The sequence below is a fragment of the Kitasatospora sp. NPDC059827 genome, assembly GCF_042731675.1.
Taxonomy (GTDB): Bacteria; Actinomycetota; Actinomycetes; order Streptomycetales; family Streptomycetaceae; genus Kitasatospora.
Genome location: NZ_JBHWIV010000001.1, coordinates 1 through 23721 on the forward strand (window position 1 = coordinate 1; position 23721 = coordinate 23721).

Annotated in this window: 12 protein-coding genes; 4 read left to right on the top strand and 8 right to left on the bottom strand. The window is 72.4% G+C overall.

What is annotated here, in order from left to right:
- Positions 1-327 precede the first annotated feature (327 nt).
- The 7 genes from ACFV8H_RS00005 to ACFV8H_RS00035 all read right to left on the bottom strand — a co-directional run bounded on the left by ACFV8H_RS00005 (position 328) and on the right by ACFV8H_RS00035 (position 15239).
- A complete protein-coding gene (locus tag ACFV8H_RS00005) occupies positions 328-1587 on the bottom strand; it encodes an alpha/beta hydrolase family protein (RefSeq protein WP_380395765.1) in 1260 nt (419 codons plus the stop codon).
- Between the two features lie 201 nt (positions 1588-1788).
- Positions 1789-2151 (bottom strand): hypothetical protein, encoded by a 363-nt coding sequence (locus ACFV8H_RS00010; protein ID WP_375895463.1) that lies wholly within the window; start codon positions 2149-2151, stop codon positions 1789-1791.
- A gap of 186 nt (positions 2152-2337) precedes the next feature.
- A complete protein-coding gene (locus tag ACFV8H_RS00015; protein ID WP_380395766.1) occupies positions 2338-2676 on the bottom strand; it encodes a hypothetical protein in 339 nt (112 codons plus the stop codon).
- A gap of 51 nt (positions 2677-2727) precedes the next feature.
- Positions 2728-3045, bottom strand: coding sequence for a hypothetical protein (locus ACFV8H_RS00020; protein WP_380395767.1), 318 nt, complete (start codon positions 3043-3045; stop codon positions 2728-2730).
- 114 nt (positions 3046-3159) lie between these two features.
- Complete coding sequence (locus ACFV8H_RS00025; RefSeq protein WP_380395768.1) at positions 3160-3696, bottom strand: hypothetical protein; 537 nt, start codon at positions 3694-3696, stop codon at positions 3160-3162.
- Between the two features lie 133 nt (positions 3697-3829).
- Positions 3830-11653, bottom strand: a complete 7824-nt coding sequence (locus ACFV8H_RS00030) for a ricin-type beta-trefoil lectin domain protein (RefSeq protein WP_380395769.1) — start codon at positions 11651-11653, stop codon at positions 3830-3832.
- A 376-nt stretch (positions 11654-12029) separates the two neighbouring features.
- A complete protein-coding gene (locus ACFV8H_RS00035; protein WP_380395770.1) occupies positions 12030-15239 on the bottom strand; it encodes a putative bifunctional diguanylate cyclase/phosphodiesterase in 3210 nt (1069 codons plus the stop codon).
- A gap of 255 nt (positions 15240-15494) precedes the next feature.
- On the opposite strand from ACFV8H_RS00035, the gene ACFV8H_RS00040 reads away from it, so the two are divergent.
- The 3 genes from ACFV8H_RS00040 to ACFV8H_RS00050 all read left to right on the top strand — a co-directional run bounded on the left by ACFV8H_RS00040 (position 15495) and on the right by ACFV8H_RS00050 (position 21295).
- Entirely contained in the window at positions 15495-18785 is a 3291-nt protein-coding gene (locus ACFV8H_RS00040; protein WP_380395969.1) for an amino acid adenylation domain-containing protein, read from the top strand.
- Positions 18782-19606 (top strand): leucyl/phenylalanyl-tRNA--protein transferase, encoded by an 825-nt coding sequence (locus tag ACFV8H_RS00045; protein ID WP_380395771.1) that lies wholly within the window; start codon positions 18782-18784, stop codon positions 19604-19606. The genes ACFV8H_RS00040 and ACFV8H_RS00045 overlap by 4 nt, the downstream gene beginning before the upstream one ends.
- Before the next feature lie 78 nt (positions 19607-19684).
- Positions 19685-21295, top strand: coding sequence for a hypothetical protein (locus ACFV8H_RS00050; RefSeq protein WP_380395772.1), 1611 nt, complete (start codon positions 19685-19687; stop codon positions 21293-21295).
- Between the two features lie 85 nt (positions 21296-21380).
- Here ACFV8H_RS00050 and ACFV8H_RS00055 read toward each other — a convergent pair whose 3' ends face one another.
- Positions 21381-22610, bottom strand: a complete 1230-nt coding sequence (locus ACFV8H_RS00055) for a serine hydrolase domain-containing protein (protein WP_380395970.1) — start codon at positions 22608-22610, stop codon at positions 21381-21383.
- Positions 22611-22899: 289 nt separating this feature from the next.
- On the opposite strand from ACFV8H_RS00055, the gene ACFV8H_RS00060 reads away from it, so the two are divergent.
- The gene (locus ACFV8H_RS00060; RefSeq protein WP_380395773.1) at positions 22900-23670 is read left to right on the top strand and encodes a helix-turn-helix domain-containing protein; all 771 of its coding nucleotides are present in this window, start codon (positions 22900-22902) and stop codon (positions 23668-23670) included.
- Positions 23671-23721 lie beyond the last annotated feature (51 nt).

Here is a 23721-nt window from a genome sequence, read left to right on the forward strand (position 1 = left end):
TTGGTGGGTTGTTTTTTTTTTATACCACACCGTTTTGCTGGGTGTGTGGGGGGCTGGTTTTTTTTAAAAACCCCCCCCCCGGGCCCCCGGGGGGCCCCCCGTGGAGCGGAGTGCTCGACGGGGGCCACCGTGGGGTCGGTCCGGTACCAGGCGGCCCGGAAGAAGCCCTTGGCGGCGGCACAGCCGGCCTGCGACCGGATGTCCTTGTCGTTGTCCGTCATGGGCCGTTGGCGCAAGTGGTGGTGGCCGGGTGCGGGGGTGGGTGCCCCGATGGTCCTGGTCCCCGGTGGGCGGCCGCACCCCCGTGGCGGCCGCCCGTCCTGCTCGTCAGGGGAGGAACTTGACCTCCGGGAACGTCGGCGAGGGGCCGTCGAGGAGGGCGCTGCGGCGGTGGCGGAGGTGGGCGTCGAAGAAGGCGAGCGGGTAGGACTGCTGGATGCGGGTGGAGCGGTCGGCGGGGAGGGTGCCGACCATCTGCTGGATCTGCTCGACGGGGATGCCGAGCAGCGCGCCGAGTTGGGGCATCAGGACGGCCGCGTCCTCGTAGGAGTTGTGGCGGACGCCGTCGGCCTGGATGTTGAGGTGCCAGCCGCGCAGGTGGTTCCAGAAGGTGACGGCGTCCGGGTTCCGGTCGCGGCCGAACTCGGCGGTGATCATCATGAACGGCCGGTCCAGGTCGGTGACGGTGATCGCCGCCATCGGGCCGTCGATGGCTAGGCCGGCCCGGACGCGGCGGTCGGCCATGAGGACGGCGGCGGTGGCCGAACCCCCCTTGGACCAGCCGAACATGCCGACGTCGAGCGGGTCGGGCGCGCCGAGGAGGCCCTCGGGAAGTGCCTTCCCGTCGACGTCGGGGTTGCGTCCGGCGGCGAGTTCCTCGACGCAGTCCAGGACGAAGCGGGCGTCGGCGGCGCAGTCGTTCGGGCCGATCCTGGGGGCGCCCTCGATCCACGGGGTGAGCACCCGGCCGTCGGGGAACTCGGTGAACGCGTCCCAGGTGTGGTCGACGGTGACCACGATGTAGCCGTGGCTGGCGAGTTCCTGGACGATGACGGTGTTGACGGCCCGGTGGGCGTGGGCGCCGTGCGAGTAGACGACGACGGGCAGCCGGTGGCCGGCGCGGTGGCCCGGGCGGTGGACGGGTGCGCCCTGGCGGGCGGCGGTGAGCGGGGCGGCGCTGAGCGGGATCTTGTAGCCGGCGTCGTCCAGGAACGCCTTGAGGGCGCCGTCGCTCAGCCAGGGGGCGAGCGGGAGCTCCTCGGCCTTCCGGGCGGGGTACCAGACGCTGGCCATCAGCTCGCGGTACCGGCCGGGGCCGGCGAACGGGTCCGGCCGGGAGGTGTCGCGCAGGTGCAGGGCGACCGTGCCGATGCGGTGCGGGCCGGTGGGCGCGGGCAGGGTGATCCGGCCGGGCGTCGGGCTGCCCGGGGTCGGGGCGGGCGGGGTCGTGCTGCCCGGAGTGGTGGGGGCGTCGGCCCGGGCGGTGGAGGCCAGACCGAGCGGGGCGGCGGCGCCCAGGGCCAGCGCGGTGCCCAGCATGCGACGGCGGGTCAGTCCGGTGGGGCCGGTGAACGGCGTGGTGTCCATGCGGAGGACGCTGTCACGGGGCGCGGGGGAGCGGCATCAGCCCGTCGGTTGATCTCCGGGCAGGGCGCATTGGTCCACGGGTTTACATCCCCGGGCTGATGCGCGGGCGAGGCCGGAACGTGCCGGAGCCCGGGTGCACGGTGGGTCTCCGTGTGCCCGGGCTCCGGGGTGTCGATCAGCTCTTCCGCCGCGCGGGGAAGCTCAGTTGAGGACCACGACGTCGGTGCGCATCGGCAGGGAACTGCCCCAGGCGATGTCGATCTTGAAGGTCACGATCCCGTTGCCGGGGGCGATGCTCGACACCTGGAAGGCGGCGGCGCCCACGAAGCGGTTCCCGTTGGAGTCGATCTCGGAGGCGGTGATCACGACGGTGGAGTCGATCCCGATGACGTTCCAGGACAGCTGGAGGTTGAACGTCCCGTGCGAGGGGGTCCAGGTCCACCAGGCCCGGTTCACGGTACCGACGTTGCCGCCGATCGCCGCGAGGTCCTGGCCGTGGCCGGTGGGCTGCGAGTGGCCCGCGATCTGCGGGATCTCGGAGGCGGAGGATTCGACTGCGGTCATGGCGTCACTCCTTGCGCCGGGAGAGCCCCATGAGCTCTCCGGATGCTTCGAGTGTCGGTCAGTGTGCGGAGCTTCGACAATCACTCGTGAGAGTGAACTCCCATGGAATGTCGGCGAGTTGGTGTGCGCAGCGGTCAGGTTTCATTGGGAGGTGTCGACTCGTTGGGGCGGGCGGATTCCTTGGCGCTATCCGCCCGGGACGGTGCTCTGGTGCTCCTCGCCGGTGTCGAAGTACCGGTCCAGGTAGGCGTCCTCGTCCAGCCCGCTGTCCCGCAGCAACGAGAACACCTCGTCCCCGTCGCCCGGCCGCCCGTCGGTGGCCAGCCGGTACGACTGCGCGAAGTCGAGGCGGCGGACCCCGTTGTCGCTCGCGTAGCGGCGGGCCTCCTCCTCCGCCCGCGCGATCGCCTCCTCCGTGGACTCCGCCCGCCACAGCGTCAACCGCTCCTCGTAGCAGCGCCCCTCCGAGGCCTCCCACCGGAACACGCACCGCACCGCGTACCAGTCCTTCTTCGCCGCTGCCATGCCCTCTCCCTCCCCGATCTGCCGAACCCCGCCGCGGATGTGCGGGCCGGGTCACTTCTGTTTCTTGACGTCCTCGACGAAGCCCCGGATGCCGTCGATGGTCGCGACCCAGCCGAGGAGGGCGACGAGCGCCCGGCCGATGGCGAGGAGGGCGGAAGCGATGAATTCCATGACGTCCTTCAGCTGTGATGGTGCTGCTGGGTTCCGGCCGTGCCGGCGCCCGGTGAGGGTGAGCTTCGGGTGCCCGCCGAGCCGGAAGCCCAGCAGCGCGGTGTCGTTGTGGAGGTCCAGGTACCGACTGCCGGCCAGGAGCTCGATGGTGTGCAGCGGCGGGGACCAGGGGTCCAGGCCGATGAAGCGGGCGTGCACGTGGGTTTCCTTGTTCGGGTACGGCCCGGCGGCGGGGGTGCCGGCTTCCCCGGTCCCGGCCGCGGGCAGGGCCGCACCGGGGCGGGGATTCCCGCCCGGGCCGGTTGCGAACGGCTATGGCAGGAAGTCCAGCAGGGGTGAGTCCAGGAGACCCTCGAGGCGGGCCGCAGTCACCAGAGCGGCGAAGACGCACACCTCCTCGGACGCGACGGACACCTCCCACCGACCCCGCCGCATGGACGCGCATTCGGAGTTGCGGGTATCCGTGATCACCCGGTGTCCTGCGCGGTGTGCCGCGGTGATGACGTATTCCGGGGACGAGAATCGTACGAACCGTTCTTCCCGTCGGAACGATCGTTGGGCCAGCAGACGTCCCCGGCGCCCGCAGAGAACGGCGTCGAGTCCTGTCCTGGCCGTCGCTGACGCGGAGATTCCCGGTGTACCGAGGCCTGTGACGGCCAGGACCTCCCGGTCCTCGATCCGCAAGGACCAGTGCTCCGACAACCTTGCGAGGCCCTCCGTGCGTGGGTAGTCCGACGGGCCCCGGTAGATGTCGATGACGCCCACCGGTGAATCGATCTCCGCGTACTTCTTCAGTGTCTTCGCGTGGGAGAGCCACTGGTGCTTCGAGACGGAGAGGGAAAGCTTCACGAACGATACTCCACGGGGACGGGGCGGGGGTGGGGGTGGGACGAGGCCCCGCCGGGCCCGGTGGTCGTACCGGGCCCGACGGGGCGCATTCTCGTGCTCTCCACTGTGTACGAGAGGGTGTCAGGGATCTTTTCTACCGACGGAAGAAGCTGAACACCTTCTTGATGGGGGACATTCCGAACCTGAACCGGAAACCGCCCTGGAATGCTCCGCCGGTTGCGGACATCGTCGCGTACCCGCCGATTTCACGGTCGGTGGGCTTACGTCCGATGAGGCCGTCCGCCGCAACGTGCATGGGGGTTCCGGCCGCGACACCGGCGACCGCGCCTGCGATGATCATGCAGCCGATTCCGCCCGTTCCCGCGCAGAAGGCCACCGCACTCGCGCCGGCGACCGCGCCGACCCCGAAGTTGACCACGCGGTGGTAGACCCCGGGGTGGTTCCGGGCCCAGCCACGGGCGTTGCTGACCCCCCGCGACACCGTGCTGGTCACCTTGTCACGTGCCTTCACGATGGGGGTCATGACCTTGTTGAAGGTGCGGCCGAAGGCGCAGCCGCCACCCTTGCGGTACTTCAGGCAGAAGCGGCCGTCGAGATCGTGGCCGTTGACCGGGTCCCCGTAGACGTAGTCGTACGGGTTGGCGTTGCCGCCGAGGACCGGGTCGATGGACAGGAAGCGTCCGCTGGCCGGGTTGTAGAGGCGGACGCCCATCAGGACCAGGCCGTCCTGGGCCTCGGCGGAGCGCTGCTTGCCGCCGAGCCAGCCGTAGCGGGTGGCGGGCTGCCCGGCTGTCGGGTTGCCGTACTCGTCGGCGTCGAGGAGGACGGGCTTGGTGAGGGCGGTGTCGGTGGTGAGGACCACCGAGCCGAACAGGTTGGTGAGCTGGAGTCGGATGTCTCCCTTGTCGGTGACGGTGGAGGTGAGGTCGCCGTCGGTGCCGGGGACGTTGCGGGTCCAGGCGCCGGTGGCGGGGTCCTCGACGATCCAGCGCGGGCTGTCGCTGCCGCCGCCGTAGTGGTTGGTCTTGGCGGCGGTGGTGGACCAGCTGCCGTCGGCCTGCTTCTTGGCGATGGTGCTGCTGTTGAGGCGGGCAGCCGGGTCGAGGGTCCAGGTCTGCTTGGTGTCGGCGGTCTCCTGGGAGGCGACCAGGTCGTTGACCCGGTAGCTGATCGAGGTACCGGTCGGCGTCTTGACCGTGCGGCCGAAGGCGTCGTACTGGTAGCCGGGGTCGGTGATCCGGTCGGCGCTGTCGTAGGTGGAGGTGGTCGTGGTGGCGCCGGCAGTGGTGCAGCTGCCGTCGCCGGCCGGACCGGAGACGGCCTTGCCGGTGCGGTTGTAGTGGATGTCGTAGGTGTAGACGCGGGACGTGCAGCCGCTGCTGACGGTGTTCTGCTCGGCCTTGACCAGGCGGCCCAGGCGGTCGTAGCCGTAGCTCTTGCTGCCGGTGCCGGTGCTGTCCTTGACGACCTGGCCCTGGGTGGAGACCTCGTTGGTCTGCGCCCAGACGACCGCGCCGTCCGTGGCCCGGGTGTAGCTGCGGGCGACGGCCTTGCCGGAGGCGTTGAAGGAGTCCTTGCGGACGATGCCACCGGGGTAGGTCTGCTCGACGAGCTGACCGTCCGGGCCGTACTTGGCGGTGAACTCGCCGGCCTTGCTGTCGGTCACCGAGGTGAGCAGGCCGCGCGGTTCCTTGGCCCGGTCGTAGGTGAAGGAGAGCGAACCGGTGGGGTCGGTGACCTTGACCGGCTTGCCGAACTTGTCGTACTCGGTGGTGGTCGTCGCGGCGTCGCCGTCCGTGTAGGAGACCGTGCGGCCGAGGACGTCCTTGACGGTACTGATCGATTTGCCGTCCGCAGTGACCTTGACGGCCTCGCCGGTGGCGGGGTCGTAGGTGGTTTCGGACTTCGGCACGGCGGTGCCCTCGTCGCCGGTGGTCTCGGAGGAGACCGGCCGGTCGACGGCGTCGAACACCGTCACGGTCTTGCGGGTCTTGCCGGCGTTGGTCTCGATGACCTCCTCCGGCTTGCCCGTGCGCGAGTACCGGGTGATCTGCTTGACCGGAAGGGTGGTCGGCATCCGCGCGGAGTCCGCGCCGGTGACGGCAGCGCCCGGGGTGCTGGTGCACGCCAGGCCGGCCCACTCCGGGCGGTTGGCGCAGGCCGGGGCGGCCGGGTTGGCGCCCGCCGTGTAGTACGCGGTCCTCACGGTGCCGGCGTCCGCCGCGTCATTGCCCGGGACCCGGGTTTCGACGGTGCGGCCCTGGGCGTCGTAGCTCGTGGTGCGGGTGAGCTTGGCGCCGAGCGCGTCGGTGGTGACCGAGGTGGGCTTCCTCAGCGCCCAGCCGGAGGTGCCGCCGATCGGGGTGCCGTACCCGTTCTTGGTGACCCGCAGCTCCACGTCGTCGGCGTAGCCGTCGATGCGGGCGCCGTCGGTGGCGGTGGTGACCAGGTGGTAGGCCTGGCCGTCGGGCTTCCCTTCGTCGTAGGTGTTGGTGTTGTGGTCCCGGGCGATGACCGAGGTACCGGCCGGGAGGGTCGGGTTGACGGTGGTCTTGGTCAGCGTGACGGTGTCGACACCGGCGTGGAAGCGCTCGCCGCCGCTGGCGGCGTTGGTGTTGACCAGGGTGAGCTTGAGCTCGTGGTCGCCACGTGCGAGGTGCACCGACTGGCCGACGGTGAACGGGGCGATCGCGGCGGTCGCACTGTAGGTGTCGATCGGCTGGCCGACGTTCTGGCCGTTGATCGCCCACTGGACGACGCCGTGGTCGCTGTTCTTGGTGAGCTGGCCGGAGAGGACGTAGTCGCCCTCCTCGGGGACGTTGACCCGCATGCTGTCGAACGCGCCCGCCGCGGTGCCGCGGATGCCCAACTGGGCGCCGCCGGACCAGGTCAGGCCGCAGCAGTCGTTGTCGACCTGGACCTTGGTGTTGGTGCCGAGCTGCGGGAGCTTCTCGGCCTCCGCGGTCACGGCGACCGGGGCGGTCTGGCCGTTCACCTGCTCGGCGAGCGCGGCTCGGTACACCGGGCCGAGGGTGTCCGCCACGTCCAGGCCGTCGGCCGTGTAGACGGTGCGGGAGTCCAGCAGGCGGGCCCGCGAGGCGGAGTCCGTCGGCAGGTTCAGCTCGGCCGCGTACTTGTCGGCGTCCGGGTGGGTGCCGAGCGCGATGGAGCGGTTGGTGGCCTCCAGGGTGCGCACGGCGTGGCCGTAGCGGTCGTACTCCTTGGTGTCGATGTCACCGCCGGGGGTGACGGACGGGCTGGCCGTGTTGACCTCGTTGCCGGAGGCGTTGAGGTAGTGGACGCTGGCCGGCTTGTAGCCGTCCGGGCCGGGCTTGGCGGCCGTGGCCGTGTTGGTGCCCGGGTCGTCCTCGGGGTCGAAGACGGCGGTGGCGTCGGTGGGGGCGTCGGTCTGCGCCCACTTGGCCACGTCCGGGCCCGACAGGTCGTACGGACCGCCCGCGCCGCGGGTCAGCGGCACGTCGTAGACGACGGTGGTGGCGGTCTCGCCGGCGACCTGGTCCTTGGAGCCCTGCGCCAGAGCGGCGCGCCGCGCCTTGAGCAGTCGGCCCGGGTCCTGGTCGGCCGCGGCCTTGCCGTAGTCGAAGTTCCACGGCAGTTGACCGGTCGCAGCGGCGCGGGTGACCCGACCGGCGTCGTCGTAGCCGTAGGTGGTCTTCAACGGGCTGGCCAGGCGCGGGTCCCAGGCCTCGGCCAGGCGGCCGCGGTCGTCGTACGCGTAGTGGGCGACCTCGACGGCCTCCTGCTTGGAGGTGGCCGGGTTCCACGACCAGGCCTTCACGGCGCGCACCCGGTCCAGGTAGTCACCCGGGGTGGTCGCGGTGGCCGTGGTCACCTTGGCGTAGTCGTACTCCAGGACCTTGCAACCGCGTGGCAGCGGGTCCACCGTGCAGCCGTTGGTGTCGTCCACGCCCGGCTCGACCGCCGGGATGACGCGCTTGACCAGCGAGCGGCCGTCGGTGGTGTCGTACTGGAACCGGGTCGTCGAGCTGGCCTCCGGGCCGGTCTCGCTGACCACCTGGTAGATGTTCGAACCGGCCTGGCGGGCGAAGACGGTCTTGGAGCCGTCCAGCTCGGTCAGCTCGTAGGTGGTGCCGGCGGTCTGGACGTCCCAGACCTGGTTCGGGCCCGCCCAGCAGGCCCAGATCGTGCCGCCCTGGTAGGCGTCCAGGCACTTGCCCGAGTGACGGTTCACCACCGTGTTGTCGGGGCGGACCTCCCACTGCTGGTTGTCGCCGCCGTTGCAACCCCACAGCGCGAGCGGGGTGTTGTCGTTGAGCTGGCCCCACGGGTTGTCCAGGCAGTAGCCCAGCACCCGCAGGGTGAGGTCGTCGCCGCGGGTCCACTGCTGGTTGGTGCCACCGGTGCACGGGGCGGACTGCAGCCGCGCGCCGTTGCCGGCGGCGCCGTTCGGCACCTCCAGGCACTGGCCCGAGGTGGAGAGCACGACCGCGCCGGACTTGGCCGGGACGGCCTTCAGCGTCAGGGACTCGGCGCCGGGCTCCGGGAAGAACGTTCCGTCGTTGCCCTTGGCGAAGGTCAGCGAGCTGTCGTCGTTGCCCTTGATCTCGACCAGGTCGGACTGCGGGAAGGAGAGCGAGCGCAGCTCCGACCCGGTGCCCGCGTCGGGGCCGCCGGCCCACTGCGGGCCGAAGGGGGCGACGAGCTCCTTGAGCGACAGGTCGTCGAAGAAGACCTCCTTGCCGCTGCCGCCCGCGTTGCCGTTGTAGAGGCGGAACCAGGCCTCGGTGGCGTCGGCCGGGACGACCATGTCGACGGTCAGCTGCTGCCAGCCGTCGGTGAAGGACGCCTTCGGCGAGGCGGTCTCGCCGTAGCCGGCCGGGGTGCGGTAGACGCCGACCATCCGCAGGCCGCGGTTGGCCAGCGGGTTGTCCAGGCCGGTGGCACCGGGGACGTAGATCCAGCCGGTCAGCCGGTAGGTGCGGCCGGGCTTCATGCCCTGGCCCAGGGTGTACTCGGGGCCGAGCGCGGCGAAGGAGTCCCAGCCGGAGGCGGCCGGGGTGATCAGCAGCGAGTCGGTCGAGCTGTCGTGGCCGCGCGCCGTGGAGCGGGTGACCGTGGCCTGACCCGGGGTGAAGCCCGCGGTGTCGGTGCCGATCTGACGCTGGTTGACGCTGAGGCGCTCGCCCTGGGGCTGCCAGCCGCGCGCGAGGTCGCGCGAGGAGGCGGTACGGCTCACCGACATGCCGAACTCGCCGGCGTCGGTGGTGCTGGTGGTGTAGTCACCGGTGAGCAGGTTCACCGAACCCGGTCCCACCGCGGTGGTGGCCGCGCCGTCGGCGTTGCGGTCCACCGTCATGGTGTTCCAGACGGTGGTGTAGCCGTTGCCGGAGCCGTCCTCGGGGAACAGCACGGCCCGGACCTGGACGACGCCGCCGACCTGGCCGAGGGTGTCGAGCACGTTCCAGTTGGCGTGCGGGCCGAGGTCCGCGAGGCGCGGCTTGTCCTCGGTGACCGGGGTGTTGTCCGCCTTGGTGAGGTTGGTGCGCGGGACGTTGTACTCGGTGGCCCCGGGGCCGCGGCGGTACTGGTAGACGACCCGCTTGAACTGGGTCTGGGCGTCGACGGAGAGCTTGACGCGCTTGGCCGACTGGGTGCCGTTGACCGGCGAGCTGATGCCCGCCTGGCCGACCTGGAACACGTACGTCGCCGGCGGGGACAGGTTGCCCGCACGGTCCTTGGACTGCACGCTGAGCACGCGCCGGCCCTCGGTGGTCGGCGTGATCGACGTGGTCAGGGCGCCGGTGGCAGCGACGGTCACCGGGGTGCCGCCGTCCAGGGTGTAGACGTAGGCCGCGGTGTCGTCGGTGCCCGGGGCGGGCGAGAAGGTGAACGAACCCGCCTGGTTGGCGGTGCCGTGCCAGAGGCCGTCGGCCGGGTAGTCGGCCGAACTCACGAACGGCGTACCGGGCTTGACGGTGTCGACGACGAAGCTCGTGCCGACCCAGCCGGACATGGACCGCTCGTCCGCGACCCGTGCCCAGATCGCGTACGACGCGCCCTCGTCGAGCTTGGCGATGCCGAGGTCGGCCGGGGTGATCTGCGCGTAGGTGTTCGCCGGGACCTTGCGGTAGATGCCGGTCAGGTACGAACCGTTGCGCCACAGGTCGAAGTTGACCCCGACCTCGCCGCCGTCCGGATCGGCCGCGAGGACCTGGAACCGGGGCGTCGCCGAGTTGGTGTAGCGCGGGTTGCCCTGCTGCGAGGGCAGCACGTCGACCACGGAGGGCGTCGGCGGGACCGAGTTGTAGGTCACCGAGATGAACGGCGGCCAGTTGCCCTCGGCGGAACTGAACCGCTTCCAGGACAGGCTGCTGGACTCGTCGGCCGCCTTGAGGGCGAAGCCGTACTCGTTGTAGCCGTACCCGGAGAAGTACCGGATCATTTCGGTGACGTCGGCCTTGGCCCAGAAGTTGCCGGCGCCGTCGTAGCAGTCGTGGTTGTCACCGTCGCCCGCCACGTCGTACGTGTCGTTCGAGGTGGCCCACTTGCGCTCCATGGCCGGCTGGTTGCCCCAGCGGGTCCACCAGGCGGCGCCGGGGGCGTTCCAGACCTCCCACTGCTTCGGGGTGCAGGAAGCGGAGTGGTAGTTGGCGACGTTGAGGGTGGCGCCCAGGATCTGCTTGCCGTTGAACGAGCCGCCCGGGATGGTCAGGAAGGACCTGGCCACGACCTTGCCGTCGTAGCTGCCCAGCTTGAGGTCGGTCGACGCGGAGGCGTCGATGTTCTCGTTGGTCTGGACGTAGGTGTCGAAGGTCGTGCCGACGTCCACCACCGGGTCGATGGTGACCGGGAACGTGGTGTTCCGGTCCGCCAGGAAGGCGGCGTCCGGGGTGAACACCAGCTCGGTGTCGGCGCCCTGGCCGCGCAGCTGCATCGTCACCGCGCCGCGGTTCAGGTGCTCCTGGGAGGCCGGGTCGACGGTGGCGTCCCACATCACCGGGGCCGGGATGCGGACGACGGCCTTGCCGTTCGGCTTGTCGAGCAGCTGGATCGAACCGTCCTGCTGCGGGGCGACGGTGAGGCCGGTGGTGTCGAGCGGGATCGTCACGGTGCCGGTCTGGGCGACGGCGGCGCGGTCCTTGACGATCAGGAACTGCTCGAAGCCGGTCCGGGTGGCCTCCAGGACCAGGTCGACGCCGGGGCGGGCGTCGACGTAGGTGGCCTTGTTGCCGTCCAGCCTGGGCTTGGGCAGCTTGCCGAGCCAGCCGAACTTGACCTCCTGCTCACCGGTGCCGATCTTGACCAGCTCGCGCTCGGCGGGCTTGGCGTCGGCGGGCTGCGGGGCGGCCGGCTGAGGAGCCGCGGCCGGGGCCGCGGCGGCGCGGGCGCCGTTGCGGGAGGCCCGGGTCGGGTCGGCCGACGCGGAGGCGGACGGGGACGCCGACGGGGACGCCGAGGGCGAGGCCGAGGCACTCGCGGAGGGCGTCGGCGTGGGAGCCGTCGTGGGAGCCGTCGTGGGCGTCGCCGTGGACCCGGAGGTCGGCTGAGCGGTCGTCGGGGCCGTGGTCGGGGCCGTGGTCGGAACCGCCGTCGGTGCGGTCGTCGGAGTGGCTCCCGGCAGGCTGTCGCCCACCGTCACCCCGGCGTCGCCGCCCTCGAAGACGACCCCGCCCGGGTGGGCCTTCGGCGCCACCTTGCCGTCGGGCGTCTGCACCAGGGTGGTGTCGACGGGCACCCAGGCATCGCCGGACTTCATCCGGATCGGCCCGGTGGACCGGTCGGAGGTGAGGGTGCCGTCGGGGTTCGCCCACAGGGTGGTGAACTCGGTGCGGGCGCCGGTGACTTCGATCCGCCGCTTCTGGAGCCGGGCGGACAGCAGAGCGGACGCCTCGTCGGGCGCCTCGCTGGTGGGCTCGACCGGGGGTACGGCGGGAGTGGGCGCGGCGACCGCGGGGGTCGCCGTGATCGCGTCCACTGCGACACCGGCCTGCACCAGCAGACCGAGCGTCAGGATTGCGGCTATTCGCCGTGTCCTGCGCGTGGAGAAGGCCCCGTCCGTGGAACCGGACGAGGCCAGAGACCGTCGTGACATCAAGACTCTCTCAAGAGATTGCCATTGTTGGTAAAGGCTTCTTCGAAGCCGAACGACAATCTCTCATTCCCAGCTGACACCCAGTGACCAGCCAGGATGAAGATTCCGTAACGGATCACTCACGCAGGGTGCGGATTGATGACGGTTTGTCGATAAAGCGGTGGAATGTCTGGCGTGCCATCAGGCTCTCGGATGGGCCCCGGGGAATGTTGTTTTCCGGCACTTTTCCAGGACATTGCATTGCTGACGGGATATCTGACTACGCCGGCTCGTACGTGGTGCGCCGGACCAGGGCTCGGGCCTGGGCGCCGTCCATGGGGTGGGCGAAGAGGTAGCCCTGGCCCAGGGGGCAGCCCATGGCGGCGAGCAGGTCGCGTTGGTCGGGGTGTTCGATGCCCTCGGCGATGACCTGGACGCCGAGGGTGTCGGCGATCCGGGTGATGCCCTCGACCAGGGCGTACTGCTGGGCGGAGAGGCCGAGTCCGTCGATGAAGGACTTGTCGATCTTCAACAGGGAGATCGGGAACTCCCGCAGGTAGGACAGCGAGGAGTAGCCGGTGCCGAAGTCGTCGATGGCGAGACCGATGCCGAGATCGCCGAGGACGGCCATGTCGGCGCGCAGCCGGTCGTCGCGGCGCATCAGGACGGATTCGGTGAGTTCCAGGACGAGGGTGCGCGGGTCGATGCCGGAGGTGTCCAGGGCGTGCCGGACCACGTCGACGAAGCCGGCGTCGCGGAACTGGCGGGCGGAGACGTTGACGTTGACGCGCAGCGGGGGGCGGCCGGTGGCGGAGCGGGCGGCGGAGCTCGCGGAGTGCCAGGCGGCGGCCTCCTCGGCGGCGCGTTCGAGGACCCAGGCGCCGAGCGGGACGATCTGGCCGCTCTCCTCGGCGAGGGCGATGAACTCGTCGGGCAGCACCATGCCGCGCTGGTCGTGCGGCCAGCGGACGAGGGCCTCGAAGGCCACCAGGTCGCCCGTGCGCAGGTCGACGATCGGCTGGTAGTACAGCTGGAAGGCCGATTCGGCGATGGCGGAGTCCAGGTTCTCGTTCATCTCGTGCCGCTCCACCATCCCGGTCTGCAGGGCGGGCCGGTAGTGGCACCACTGGCGGCGGCCGGCCGCCTTCGCCGAGTAGAGCGCGAGGTCGGCGTGGGCCAGCAGCTCGGCGGAGTCCACGCTGTCCTCGGTGGTGGACACCCCGATGCTGGCGCTGACCCGGACGGCGCCGGCGCTGAGCTTGAACGGTTCGGTGAACACCGCGAGCACGCCGGCCGCGATGGTGTCCACGTCGCTCGGGCACGACGCGTCCTCGACCAGGACGGCGAACTCGTCGCCGCCGAGCCGGGCCGCGGTGTCGGAGCTGCGCAGCGCGGTGGAGACCCGCAGCGAGACGGCGACCAGCAGTTCGTCGCCGACCGCGTGGCCCTGGGTGTCGTTGACCACCTTGAAGTCGTCCAGGTCGATGAACAGCACCCCGGTGACGGCGCCGCTGCGCTCGCCGCGGGAGAGCGCGTGGCCGACCCGGTCCTGGAACAGCACCCGGTTGGCGAGGCCGGTCAGCGAGTCGTGGAAGGCCCGGTGGGTCAGCTCGCGCTCCATCTGGCGCTGCTCGGTGACGTCGCGCAGGGTGAGCACCAGGCCGCCGACGGTCGGGTCGTCGCGCAGGTCGGTGTAGCGGACCTCGGCCTCGATCGGGGTGCGGTCCTGGCGCAGCAGCCGCCAGTGCTCGCGCGGCTGGTCGCCGCGGGGCGGCTCGGCGGAGCCGCGCATCCGGGCCAGCGCGCCGCCGACCTCCCGGCTGTCCTCGGGCGGGACGAGGTCGGTCAGCCGGGTGCCGTTCAGGTCGGGGTGGCCCAGGACGCGCTCCGCGGAGGAGGAGGCGTAGCGGATCCCGTCGTCGGCGTCCAGGATCAGGATGACGTCGCTGGCGTTCTGCACCAGGGTGCGGAAGTACAGCTCGCTGTTGCGGCGGGTGACCTCCTGGCTCAGCACCACGCGCTCCACGGCCAGGGCGGCCTGGGCGGCGAGGATCTCCAGCGAGCCCCAGAGGCTGGTGAGTTCCTGCTCGGTGCCGGTGACGACCAGGGCGCCGATGAGCGGGTCGCCGGAGGGGCGTTCGGCCAGCATCAGCGGACTGACCAGGGCGGCGGGCATGCCGCCGAGGTGGGCGGGGAGGTCGTCGGAGCCGACGGGCAGCAGGCGGGTCTCGCGGTGGGCGGCGAGGCGGGCGAGGGCTTCGCCGTGGTCGTCGTGGTCCTCGTGGTCGCGCCGGTCGTCCCGGTTGCGCCGGTCGTCCCGGTCGTGCCCGGTGTTCGGCGAGGCGGCGTCCCGGCGGTCGTCCTTGTGGTTGCCGGCCCGGCGGACGTGCAGCACCCCCGATTCGGTGACCGCGAGCAGGGCGACGTGCCCCCGCTCGGCTGGCATCAGGGTCGCGGCGGCGGCCTGGACGGCGTCGGCGACCTCCGCCACGGTGACGGCGGCGGTCAGCCGCGCGCCCGCCTCGCGCAGCGTCCGCTCCCGGGCCACCGCCTCGCGGCGGGCGACCACCACCACGGCCAGCCGGGCCAGCACCAGCAGGTAGAGCAGGGCGGAGAAGGCGCCGATCACGCCCGCGTTGCTGGTGTTCCCGGCGAGGGACTCGATGATCAGCATGCCGGGCGCGATCAGCGAGGCGAGGGTCAGCAGGGTGAGCCGGCCGGCGGAGAGGTCCGGCTGCTGGGTGGGGACGGGCCTGGTCAGCTCGACCATCGAGGGGTGCAGGGCGGCCGCGCCCCAGGCGGTGTAGAAGGCGGCCCAGCCGAGTTCGACGCCGGTGCCGATCCGCCAGGTGCCGTGCAGCTGGATCAGCCCGTAGAGGATGTCGGAGGTGAGCAGGCCCAGGGCGCCGACGGTGAGCAGTTGCAGCGAGCGGGAGTTGCCGCCGCGCGGGGTCAACAGCCGTAGCAGCAGGGCGAGGACGACCACGTCGCCGAGCGGGTAGGCGATCGAGACGGCCTTCTGGATCCAGCTGAGGTCCGGGTTCCGGGCGTACGGGAGGATCAGGTAGATCCAGACCAGCAGGGCCAGGCCGAGGGTGATGATCAGGGCGTCCAGCAGGCCGGCGCGGTCCTGGCGGGCGGTGCGCCAGCGGATGAAGCCGACCAGGCCGACCGCGTAGAGCAGGAACTCGGCCAGGTAGAAGCCGTCGGCGACGGACGGGAACGGGTTGTTCAGGTGCAGGATGTCGAGCTGCAGGGCCTGGACCGCCTCGCCGGTGGTGAAGCTGAGGTTGGCCAGCGCCAGGACGTACCAGGACGTCGGGTGGCGGGGGCGGTTGAGCCGGACGCCGACCACCACGGCGGCGACGCCGCCGAGGCCCATGCCCGTCCACCAGATGATCCGCAGCCCGGGGTCGGCGAAGTAGATGCCGGTGAACAGCACCATCCAGAGCAGGTAACAGGCCATCAGGCGTTGTCGCCGGCGAGTCAACGAGGCTACCTCCTCCGCGACACCACCCCGCCGGTCGGGCGGGGGAGTTCGGGCGAGGGCGGGTCTTGCGGACGGCCCTCCGGGGCCGGTCGGCCCACGGGGGAGCGGCGTCCGGCGGGCTGTGCGACGGACGTTGTAGGAGTCCCCTGAGTGCGTATAGTCGGAAATGTCGCACCTCCCAGCATTCTGCCGCTTCAGCACGAGGTCAAGCCGGTGGACGACGCAGACGACAGCGCACGGGGCGTACGCGCGGACGTGAGGTCCGGGCGTCACGCCGTGGTACGGAACGACGACGGCCAGTACGCGCTCTGGCCAGGGGACTTGACCCTGCCCGACGGGTGGCGCCAGGTGTACGGGCCGGACGGGCGGGAGCAGTGCCGGGCCTGGGTGGAGCGCAACGGGTCGGCCGCGCCGCGGCGCGGCGCCCCCGGTGCCCGGGCCGGCTTCGTGGACACCGTGCACGGACTGTTCCGCACCCGGGCCGCGCACGACCCGTCGGCGGTCGCGGTGGTGAGCGAGGAGGGCACGCTGAGCTACCGCGCGCTGGACGCGCACAGTGACCGGCTGGCGGCCGAGCTGCGGGCCCGGGGGGTGGGGCCGGAGCAGGTGGTGCCGGTCTGCCTGGGGCGCGGGGTGGAGCTGGTGGTGGCCTGGCTGGGGGTGCTCAAGGCGGGCGGGGCCTTCCTGCCGCTGGACCCGGCGCACCCGCAGCGGCGGCTCGCGGGGCTGGTGGCGGACTCGGGGGCGCGGGTGGCGGTCACGGACGGGCACGGGTTCGACGGGGTGGAGCGGGTGGGGGTGGATGTCGGCGGTCCGGTACCGGCGGGGGCGGAGGGCGGTGCCACCGACGGTGCCACCCCCGACGACCTCGCCGCCCCCGACGACCCCGTCACCCCCGACGACCTCGCCTACCTGATCTACACCTCCGGCACCACCGGCCGGCCCAAGGGCGTCCCGGTCACCCACCGTTCACTGCTGTTCACCCTCGACCGGGTGGTCCGCGCCTACGGCCTCGCCCCCGGCGAGCGGGTGCTCCAGCTGGCCGCACTCGGCGCCGACACCGCGCTGGAGCAGGTGTTCTCGGCGCTGCTCGCGGGGGCGACGGTGGTGCTCGGCGGCCGCGACACCTGGGCGCCGACCGAACTGGTCCGCCGGCTGCCCGGGCTCGGCCTGGCGGTCGCCGACTTCACACCCGCGTACTGGCACCACGTGCTCGACCTGCTGCCGCCCGGCGGACCGGCCCCGGCCGGGCTGCGGCTGGTGGTGGTCGGCGGGGACGTGGTGCACGCCGACGACTGCCTGGCCTGCGCGGAGCGGCTGCCGGGCGTACGGCTGCTGAACGCGTACGGCGTGACGGAGGCGGCCGTCACCTCCCTGCACTGCGAACTCACCCCCGGACTGCTGGACTCCCCGGCCTCCCACGTGCCGATCGGCCGCCCGCTGCCGGGGGTGCGGGTGCACGTGCTGGACGGGCGGCTGCGCCCGGTACGGCCCGGTGAGCGGGGGGAGATCCACCTGGGCGGGCCGGGCCTGGCCCGCGGCTACTGGGGGCAGGCCGGGCTCACCGCCGAATCGTTCCTGCCCGACCCGTACGCGCCGCTGCCCGGCGAGCGGATGTACCGCACCGGCGACGCCGGGCGCTGGCGCGCCGACGGGCAGCTGGAACTCCTCGGGCGCTTCGACGACCAGGTGAAGGTGCGCGGCCACCGGGTCGACCCGGCCGAGATCGAGGCGGTGCTGGCCGGCCACCCGGCGGTGCGGCAGGCCCGGGTCGCGGCCGACGGCAGCGCGCCGGACGGCAGCCGCCTGCTCGTCGCGTACTACACGCTCGGCGACCGGGCGGAGCGGCCGGAGGGGCTGCGGGCGTTCCTCGCGGAGCGGCTGCCGGAGTACCTCGTCCCGGCGGAGTACGTCGCGCTGGAGGCCATGCCGCTCACGGCGGCGGGGAAGATCGACCGGCGCTCGCTGCCGCAGGCCCCGGTCCGGGCCGACGCGCCGGCCGGGTCCGCAGGCGAACCGGTCCCGGGCCGAGCGGTCCCGGGCCAACAGGCCCCGGGCCAACCGAGCGAGGGCCGACCGGGCGAGGGGGAGCCGAGCGCCGTCGAGGCCGCCGTCGGCCACCTCTGGGCGGAACTGCTCGGCGCCGAACTCGTCCGCCCCGACGACGACTTCTTCGCCCTCGGCGGCACCTCGCTGCTCGCCATGGAGATGCTCGCCCGGGCCCGGATGATGTTCGGCCTGGACGTCGGCCACGTCCGCACCCTCACCCGGGCGCTGCTGCGCTCGCCCGTGCTGCGCGACTTCACCGCCGCCCTCCAGGCCGCCCGCAGCGGCACCGCCCCGGGCGAGGCCGCCGTCGACTGGCAGGCCGAGGCCCGGCTCACCCACCCCGTCGGCCAGTCCTGGAGCCCCGCGCCCTCCCGGGCCGAACCCGCCGAGATCCTGCTCACCGGAGCGACCGGCTTCTGCGGCGCCCACCTGCTGCACGAACTGCTCACCACCACCGGGGCGCGGATCCACTGCCTGGTCCGCGCGCCGGACCAGGAACACGCCTTGGAACGGCTACGCGCCACCCAGCAGCGGTTCCTGCGGCACGACCTGGCGGACGCCCGGGTGGTTCCGCTGGTCGGCGACCTGGCCGCCGAGCGACTCGGCCTGACGGAGCATCAGTTCGACTGGCTGGCCCGCCACCTGGACGCGGTGTACCACCTCGGCGGGCTGGTCAACTTCCTCTACCCGTACCACCAGCTGCGCGCGCCCAACGTCGACGGCACCCGGGAGGTGGTCCGGCTCGCCGGACACAGCCGGGGCGTGCCCGTGCACTACCTCTCCACCCTCGCCGTGCTGGCCGGGTTCGGCGCGGCCGGCGTCCGCGAAGTCACCGAGCGCACGCCGCTGGCCCACCCCGAACGGCTCGGCGTCGGCTACGTGGAGAGCAAGTGGGTCGCCGAACAGCTGCTGCACAACGCGGCCGCGAGCGGACTGCCGGTCACCGTGCTGCGCACCAACGACGTCACCGGGGACCTCGCCACCGGGGTGATGAACACCGGCACCGAACTCTGCGCGCTGATCAAGTACTTCGCCGACAGCGGCAGTTGCCCGGACGTCCGGCTGCCGCTGGACTTCGTACCGGCCGACCGCTTCGCCCGGGCGGTCGCCCACATCGCCGCGCACGCGCCCGCCGACGGAGAGGTCTACCACCTCACCTCGCCGAACCCGGCCGGGCTCCCCGAACTCGCCGACCGGCTCCGGGCGCGCGGCCACCGGATCGCCGAACTCCCGTACCGGCACTGGGTGCAACGGCTGGTCCGGTTCGCCGCCGGGCACCCGACCCACCCGATCACGCCGTTCGTGCCGCTGTTCGTCGACCGGGCTCCGGGCTCCCGGCTGTCCATCAGCGAGCTGTACTTCCAACCGGTGTTCCCCCGCTTCGACCGGCTCAACACGGAAGCGGCCCTGGACGGCAGCGGCATCGAACTGCCGGACGTGGACGCCGGGTTGCTGGACCTCTACCTGGCGCGGCTGACCGACGAGGGATTCCTGTGACCCGGACGGTGCCGGACTTCGACGCCCTCGACCTCCACCGCGCGCCGACGGAGGGGCCGGTGGCCTTCGGCGGGGTGCTCGGGCCGCAGTCGCTGCTGTCGGCCTACCGGCGCGGACTGTTCCCGCTGCCCGCCGCCGACGACTACGCGGCCGCCTACAACGAGGCGCTGCACGGGGACGCCGTCGAGGCCGGTGAGGTGGCCCTGCTGCCCGGCGGGGCGGACCCGTACGCGCTGGCGTGGTGGTCGCCCGACCCGCGGCCGGTGCTGCGGCCCGGCGCCGTCCGGCTGCCCCGCCGGCTCGCCCGGCGGCTGCGTGCCGTGGGAGGCGCGGGTGGTGCGGACAGTGAGGGCGGCGGTGCGGGCGGTGTCCCGGAGTGGTGGACGACCGCGGACCGGGCCTTCGAGGCGGTCCTCGCGGCCTGTGCCGAGGGGCGCCAACCCGCCTGGCTCACCGAGGAGTTACGGTCCGTACTGGTCGAGCTGCACCGGCTCGGGGCGGCGCACAGCGTCGAGGTGTGGGAGGGCGAGGAGCTGATCGGCGGGGTCTTCGGGGTGGCCGTCGGGGCGGCGCTCAGTCTGGACTCGATGTTCCACCGCCGCCCGGACGCCGCCCGGATCGCCGTCGCCGACCTCGGGGCCCGGTTCGGCGCCGCGGGCGGGCGGCTGCTCGACGCCCAGTGGGACGGGCCGTACGTGCGCAGCCTCGGGGCCGAGCCGACCGGGCGCTCCCGCTATCTCGGGGAGCTCGCAGGGGCGGTCGGGGGCCTCGCGGCGGGTACACTGCCGGACGGTCGACTGCCTGTCGCGCGGCTGGTCTGACCTGCGGTTTCAGGGTGCCGGGGGATTCCGTTGGCCTGTCTTCGACAAACTTATTCCTCGTCAGTAACATGACGCCGCGTGTTCAAACCCTCGATAGGCCGGGCCGCGCCCGCAGCCCTGCTCACCCTCATCCTCGCCGGAACGGCCGCGTGCGGGCCCACCGGCTCCGGCAGCACCCCGCAGGCCGCCGTCGAACCGGCCGCCGCCACCAGCACCGCCGACACCGGCGCCACCACCCCCGGGGGCGGCCCGGCGGGCGGCGCCCCCGGCTCCGGCGCGCCCCGCGCCCGGGCCGGTGCCGCCTCCGCCCGTCCGACGCCGACCACCGCTGCCGGCTCCGGTACCGGCAACGTCACGGTGGCGCCGGCCGGCGACCAGCAGGCCGCCATCGGCACCCCGGGCAAGGACGGCGGCGCGGTCACGGCCGCGACCAAGGCCCTCCAGCTCACCGCGTACGACCCGGGGAAGGGCACGGCCGTGCTCACCGCCGGTGGCGCGAGTGCGGCCCCGAGCGCCTCGCAGAGCGCCGTGCCGAGCACCGCGCCGAGTGCCGTACCGACCCCTGCGCCGACCACGAGCGCGACCCCGTCGGGCACCTCCACCGCCGCCACCGCCGCCACCGCCGCGGCCGCCGCCGCCGTGCAGCCCGGCCAGCTGCTCGCCAGCCCGCCCACCGCCGCCGCCCCGCAGGGCGCCCTGGTCGCCGTCACCGGCGCCACCCCGGGTGCGGGCAACACCGTCAACCTCACCACCCGGCCCGCCACCCTCACCGAACTGCTCGGTGGCACCGAGGCGGACGGCCAGGTGCCGATCGACGTGCACGGCATCCAGGTGACCCCGCTGGTCAAGGACCTCAAGGCCACCGCCGGCATCGACGGCAACGGCGTGAAGGCCGACGCCTCCGGCACCCTGGGGATCGACGTCAAGGCCCCCGTCCCGCTGCCCGAGGGCGCGAGCCTGGACGCCTCCGGCTCCCTCCAGCTGCACCCGGCCGTCCACTTCGCCTACCACGGCGCGCAGGCCACCAGCCCGCGCACCGCCTCGATCGGCTTCGACCTGGGCGCCCAGGCGCACTGGAAGGTCACCGGCGACGTCGCCCGCAACACCGGCGCGGCCCCGATCCGGGTCCCCTTCGCCAAGCTGCAGGCCAGTCCGGTGCTGACCGTCGCGGGCCTGCCCGTCGTGGTCAACCTCGGCCTCACCTGCTACCTGGAGGTCAGTGCCGACGGCCAGGTCCACCTGGAGACCGAGCAGGACGCCACCGGCACCTGGGCCGTGCGCGCCGACTACACCGGCGGCAAGGGCTGGACCCCGGTCACCAGCGCCGACACCAAGGTGTCCCCGGTGCACGTCCGCCTCAACGGCAAGGCGTCCGTCCGCGCCGCCCTCGGCGTCGAGGCCAGCGTCGGCCTCTACGACACCGTCGGTGTCCAGGCCGGTGTCGCCCCCTACCTCAGCGCCAAGGCCGACGGCTCCCTCGCCGTCGACCTGCCCGGCAAGGGGCCCGAGGTGAAGGGAAGTTGGGCCCTGGTCGGCGGCGTCGACCTGAACGGCGCGCTGACCGCCCACCTCAAGATCTTCGGCACCCCGCTCTTCGAGAAGAGCCTGCCCTTCCCGCCGTTCCACAAGGAGTGGCCCCTGCTGACCGGCTCGGCCACCCTCCCGGCCCCGAGGCCCAGCAGTAGCTGAGCCCGCCCGGAAACACGCTGAGGAGTGGGAAGTCGGCGGGTCCGACGTCCCACTCCTCCTGCACATGGGTACCGATGCCGGTACGTCAGTCCTCGACGGCCTGGTAGACCGTCGTCCAGAAGTCGTGGATCAGCCGCGCCGAGTGCGGTACGGACATCCCGACCTGGGTGAGGAGGAGACCGACGACCCCGTTCTCCGGGTCGGCGTACGTCGAGGTGCCGCTACCGCCGTCCCAGCCGAACTGGCCGACCGGCGCGTAGTCGCCGCGGTAGCTGCGCACCGCCATCCCGAAGCCCCAACCGCCGTGCTGCCCCTGGCCGTACGACAGGTGGACGTTGTCGCGGGCCAGTGCGGTCCGGGCGGCGGTCTGCTCGGGGGAGAGGCGGTTGGTGGTCATCAGCTCGACCGCCGGACGGGACAGGACCCGCTCGCTCCCGTGCTTCCCGTGGTTCAGCAGCATCCGGAAGTAGGTGTGGTAGTCGTCGACGGTGGAGGCCAGGCCGCCACCGCCGCCCGGGAACGCCGGAGGACTGCTCCAGCGTCCGCCCACGGGCTCGTCCCAGACGGTGAACTCCCCGCTCCGCGGGTCGGGGGCGTAGAGCGGGGGCAGCCGGTCGAGCTTGTCGGCGGGCACGTGGAACCCGGTGTCCGACATGCCCAGCGGGTCGAGGACGCGTTCGCGCAGGACCTCCTCGAACGGACGCCCCGTGACCCGGGCGACGAGCACACCGAGCAGGTCGCTGGCGATGTGGTACTGCCAGCTCTCGCCGGGCTGGTGCATCAGCGGGAGCGTGCCGAGGCGGCGCAGCCACTCGTCGGGCTCGGGCATCGGCACCGGCAGATCGGGCGTGAGCCCCTGCTCGAAGACCGCGTTCATGATCGGCGTGCCCAGCGCGGTCAGATCCATGCCGAGCCCGAAGGTGCTGGTCAGCACGTCGCGCACGGTGATCGGCCGCTTGGCCGCGACCGTGTCGTCCAGCGGGCCGTCGAGCCGCTTGAGCACCCGCCGGTCGGCGAGCTCCGGCAGCCACTGCTCCACCAGGTCGTCCAGCCGCAGTTCACAGGTGTCGAGCAGGGCCACCGCGGCCGCCACCGAGACCGGCTTGGACGTCGAGGCCATCCGGAAGACCGTGTCCCGGCGCATCGGGGCGCCCCCGCCGTGCTCCATTGTCCCGAGCGCTTCGACGTGCGCCTCCCCGCCCCGGCTCACGAGGGCGACGACCCCCGGGATCCGTCCGGAGTCCACGTGGCGCGCCAGCACGTCGCGCACCCGGCGCAGTCCCGCTTCCGAGAAGCCGCTGTTGCTCCTGGCCATGACCATGGTGGATCTCCCCCTGCATGAGCGTTCGGTGATTGCTGAACGATGTCGAAGCTACATTGCGTTCAGAGAATCGTCAACGATGCAGAGGTGGTAAGAATGCTTGCAAATACTCGTTGATGAGGTCTTCCATTGCAATGGTTGTGGCGCTGAATGCAATGGATGATGAGAGTAGGCATTGCAATGGGATGGCGGTGAACGCATACTGCGGAGCGGAACCGCGCGGAGTGCGCGGAGTGCGCGGAGTGCGCGGAGTGTGCGGACGGACGGGAAGGAGCGGCGGCCGATGCCCGGAGGCAGGCTCACCGACGAGGAGCGCCGGACCATCGCCGAGGGGCTGGCCGAAGGCCTCGGCTACGGCGGGATCGGGCGACGGCTCGGGCGCCCGGCCTCGACCGTCCTGCGGGAGGTCACCCGCAACGGCGGTCCCGAGGACTACCGGGCCGACCGGGCGCAGGAGTCCACCCGGGACCGCGCGCGCCGCCGGAGGCCGGAGCGTCCGCCGGAGCCGGCGGCGCCCGACGACGGTGACGGGCGCGACCCCCGGCAGCTCCGGGAGTTCGAGGAGTTCTTCACCGCGCTGCTCGAACGGCAGGGGCTGCCCAGGATGGCGGCCCGCGTGCTGGCCTGCCTGTGCGTCGCCGACTCCGGTGCCGCCACCGCCGCGGAACTGGTCGGTCGCCTCCGGGTCAGCCCGGCCTCCGTGTCCTCCGCCGTCAACTTCCTCGAACAGCAGGGGATGGTCCGGCGCGAGCGCACGCCGGGCGAACGCCGCGAGCGCTACGTCATGGGCGACGACATCTGGCTCCGCTCCGCCCTCGCCGCGCTGCGGATGAACGAGGAACTGATCGCGGCGACGCGGCGCGGGGCGGAGGTCCTCGGGCCGAACACTGCGGCGGGTGCCCGCTTCGACGCCTCCGCGGAGTTCCTGCTGCTGATGAGCGAGGCCCTGCGCCTGGTGCTGGACCGCTGGCACGGGCGACGGGGGGAGGAGCGGGAGGCACGGGAGGCACGGGAGGAGTGGGAAGTCGGCGGGTCCGACTTACCACACCCGTGATACACAATCGATCCGGGGGACCTCCCCCAGTAGGATATAAAAAAAAAACAC

What these genes read in the sequence shown, in the direction of transcription:
- ACFV8H_RS00005 (WP_380395765.1), bottom strand. Translation starts at nt 1,587, where the DNA reads ATGGACACCACGCCGTTCACCGGCCCCACCGGACTGACCCGCCGTCGC.
- ACFV8H_RS00010 (WP_375895463.1), bottom strand. Translation starts at nt 2,151, where the DNA reads ATGACCGCAGTCGAATCCTCCGCCTCCGAGATCCCGCAGATCGCGGGC.
- ACFV8H_RS00015 (WP_380395766.1), bottom strand. Translation starts at nt 2,676, where the DNA reads ATGGCAGCGGCGAAGAAGGACTGGTACGCGGTGCGGTGCGTGTTCCGG.
- ACFV8H_RS00055 (WP_380395970.1), bottom strand. Translation starts at nt 22,610, where the DNA reads ATGGCCAGGAGCAACAGCGGCTTCTCGGAAGCGGGACTGCGCCGGGTG.
- ACFV8H_RS00060 (WP_380395773.1), top strand. Translation starts at nt 22,900, where the DNA reads ATGCCCGGAGGCAGGCTCACCGACGAGGAGCGCCGGACCATCGCCGAG.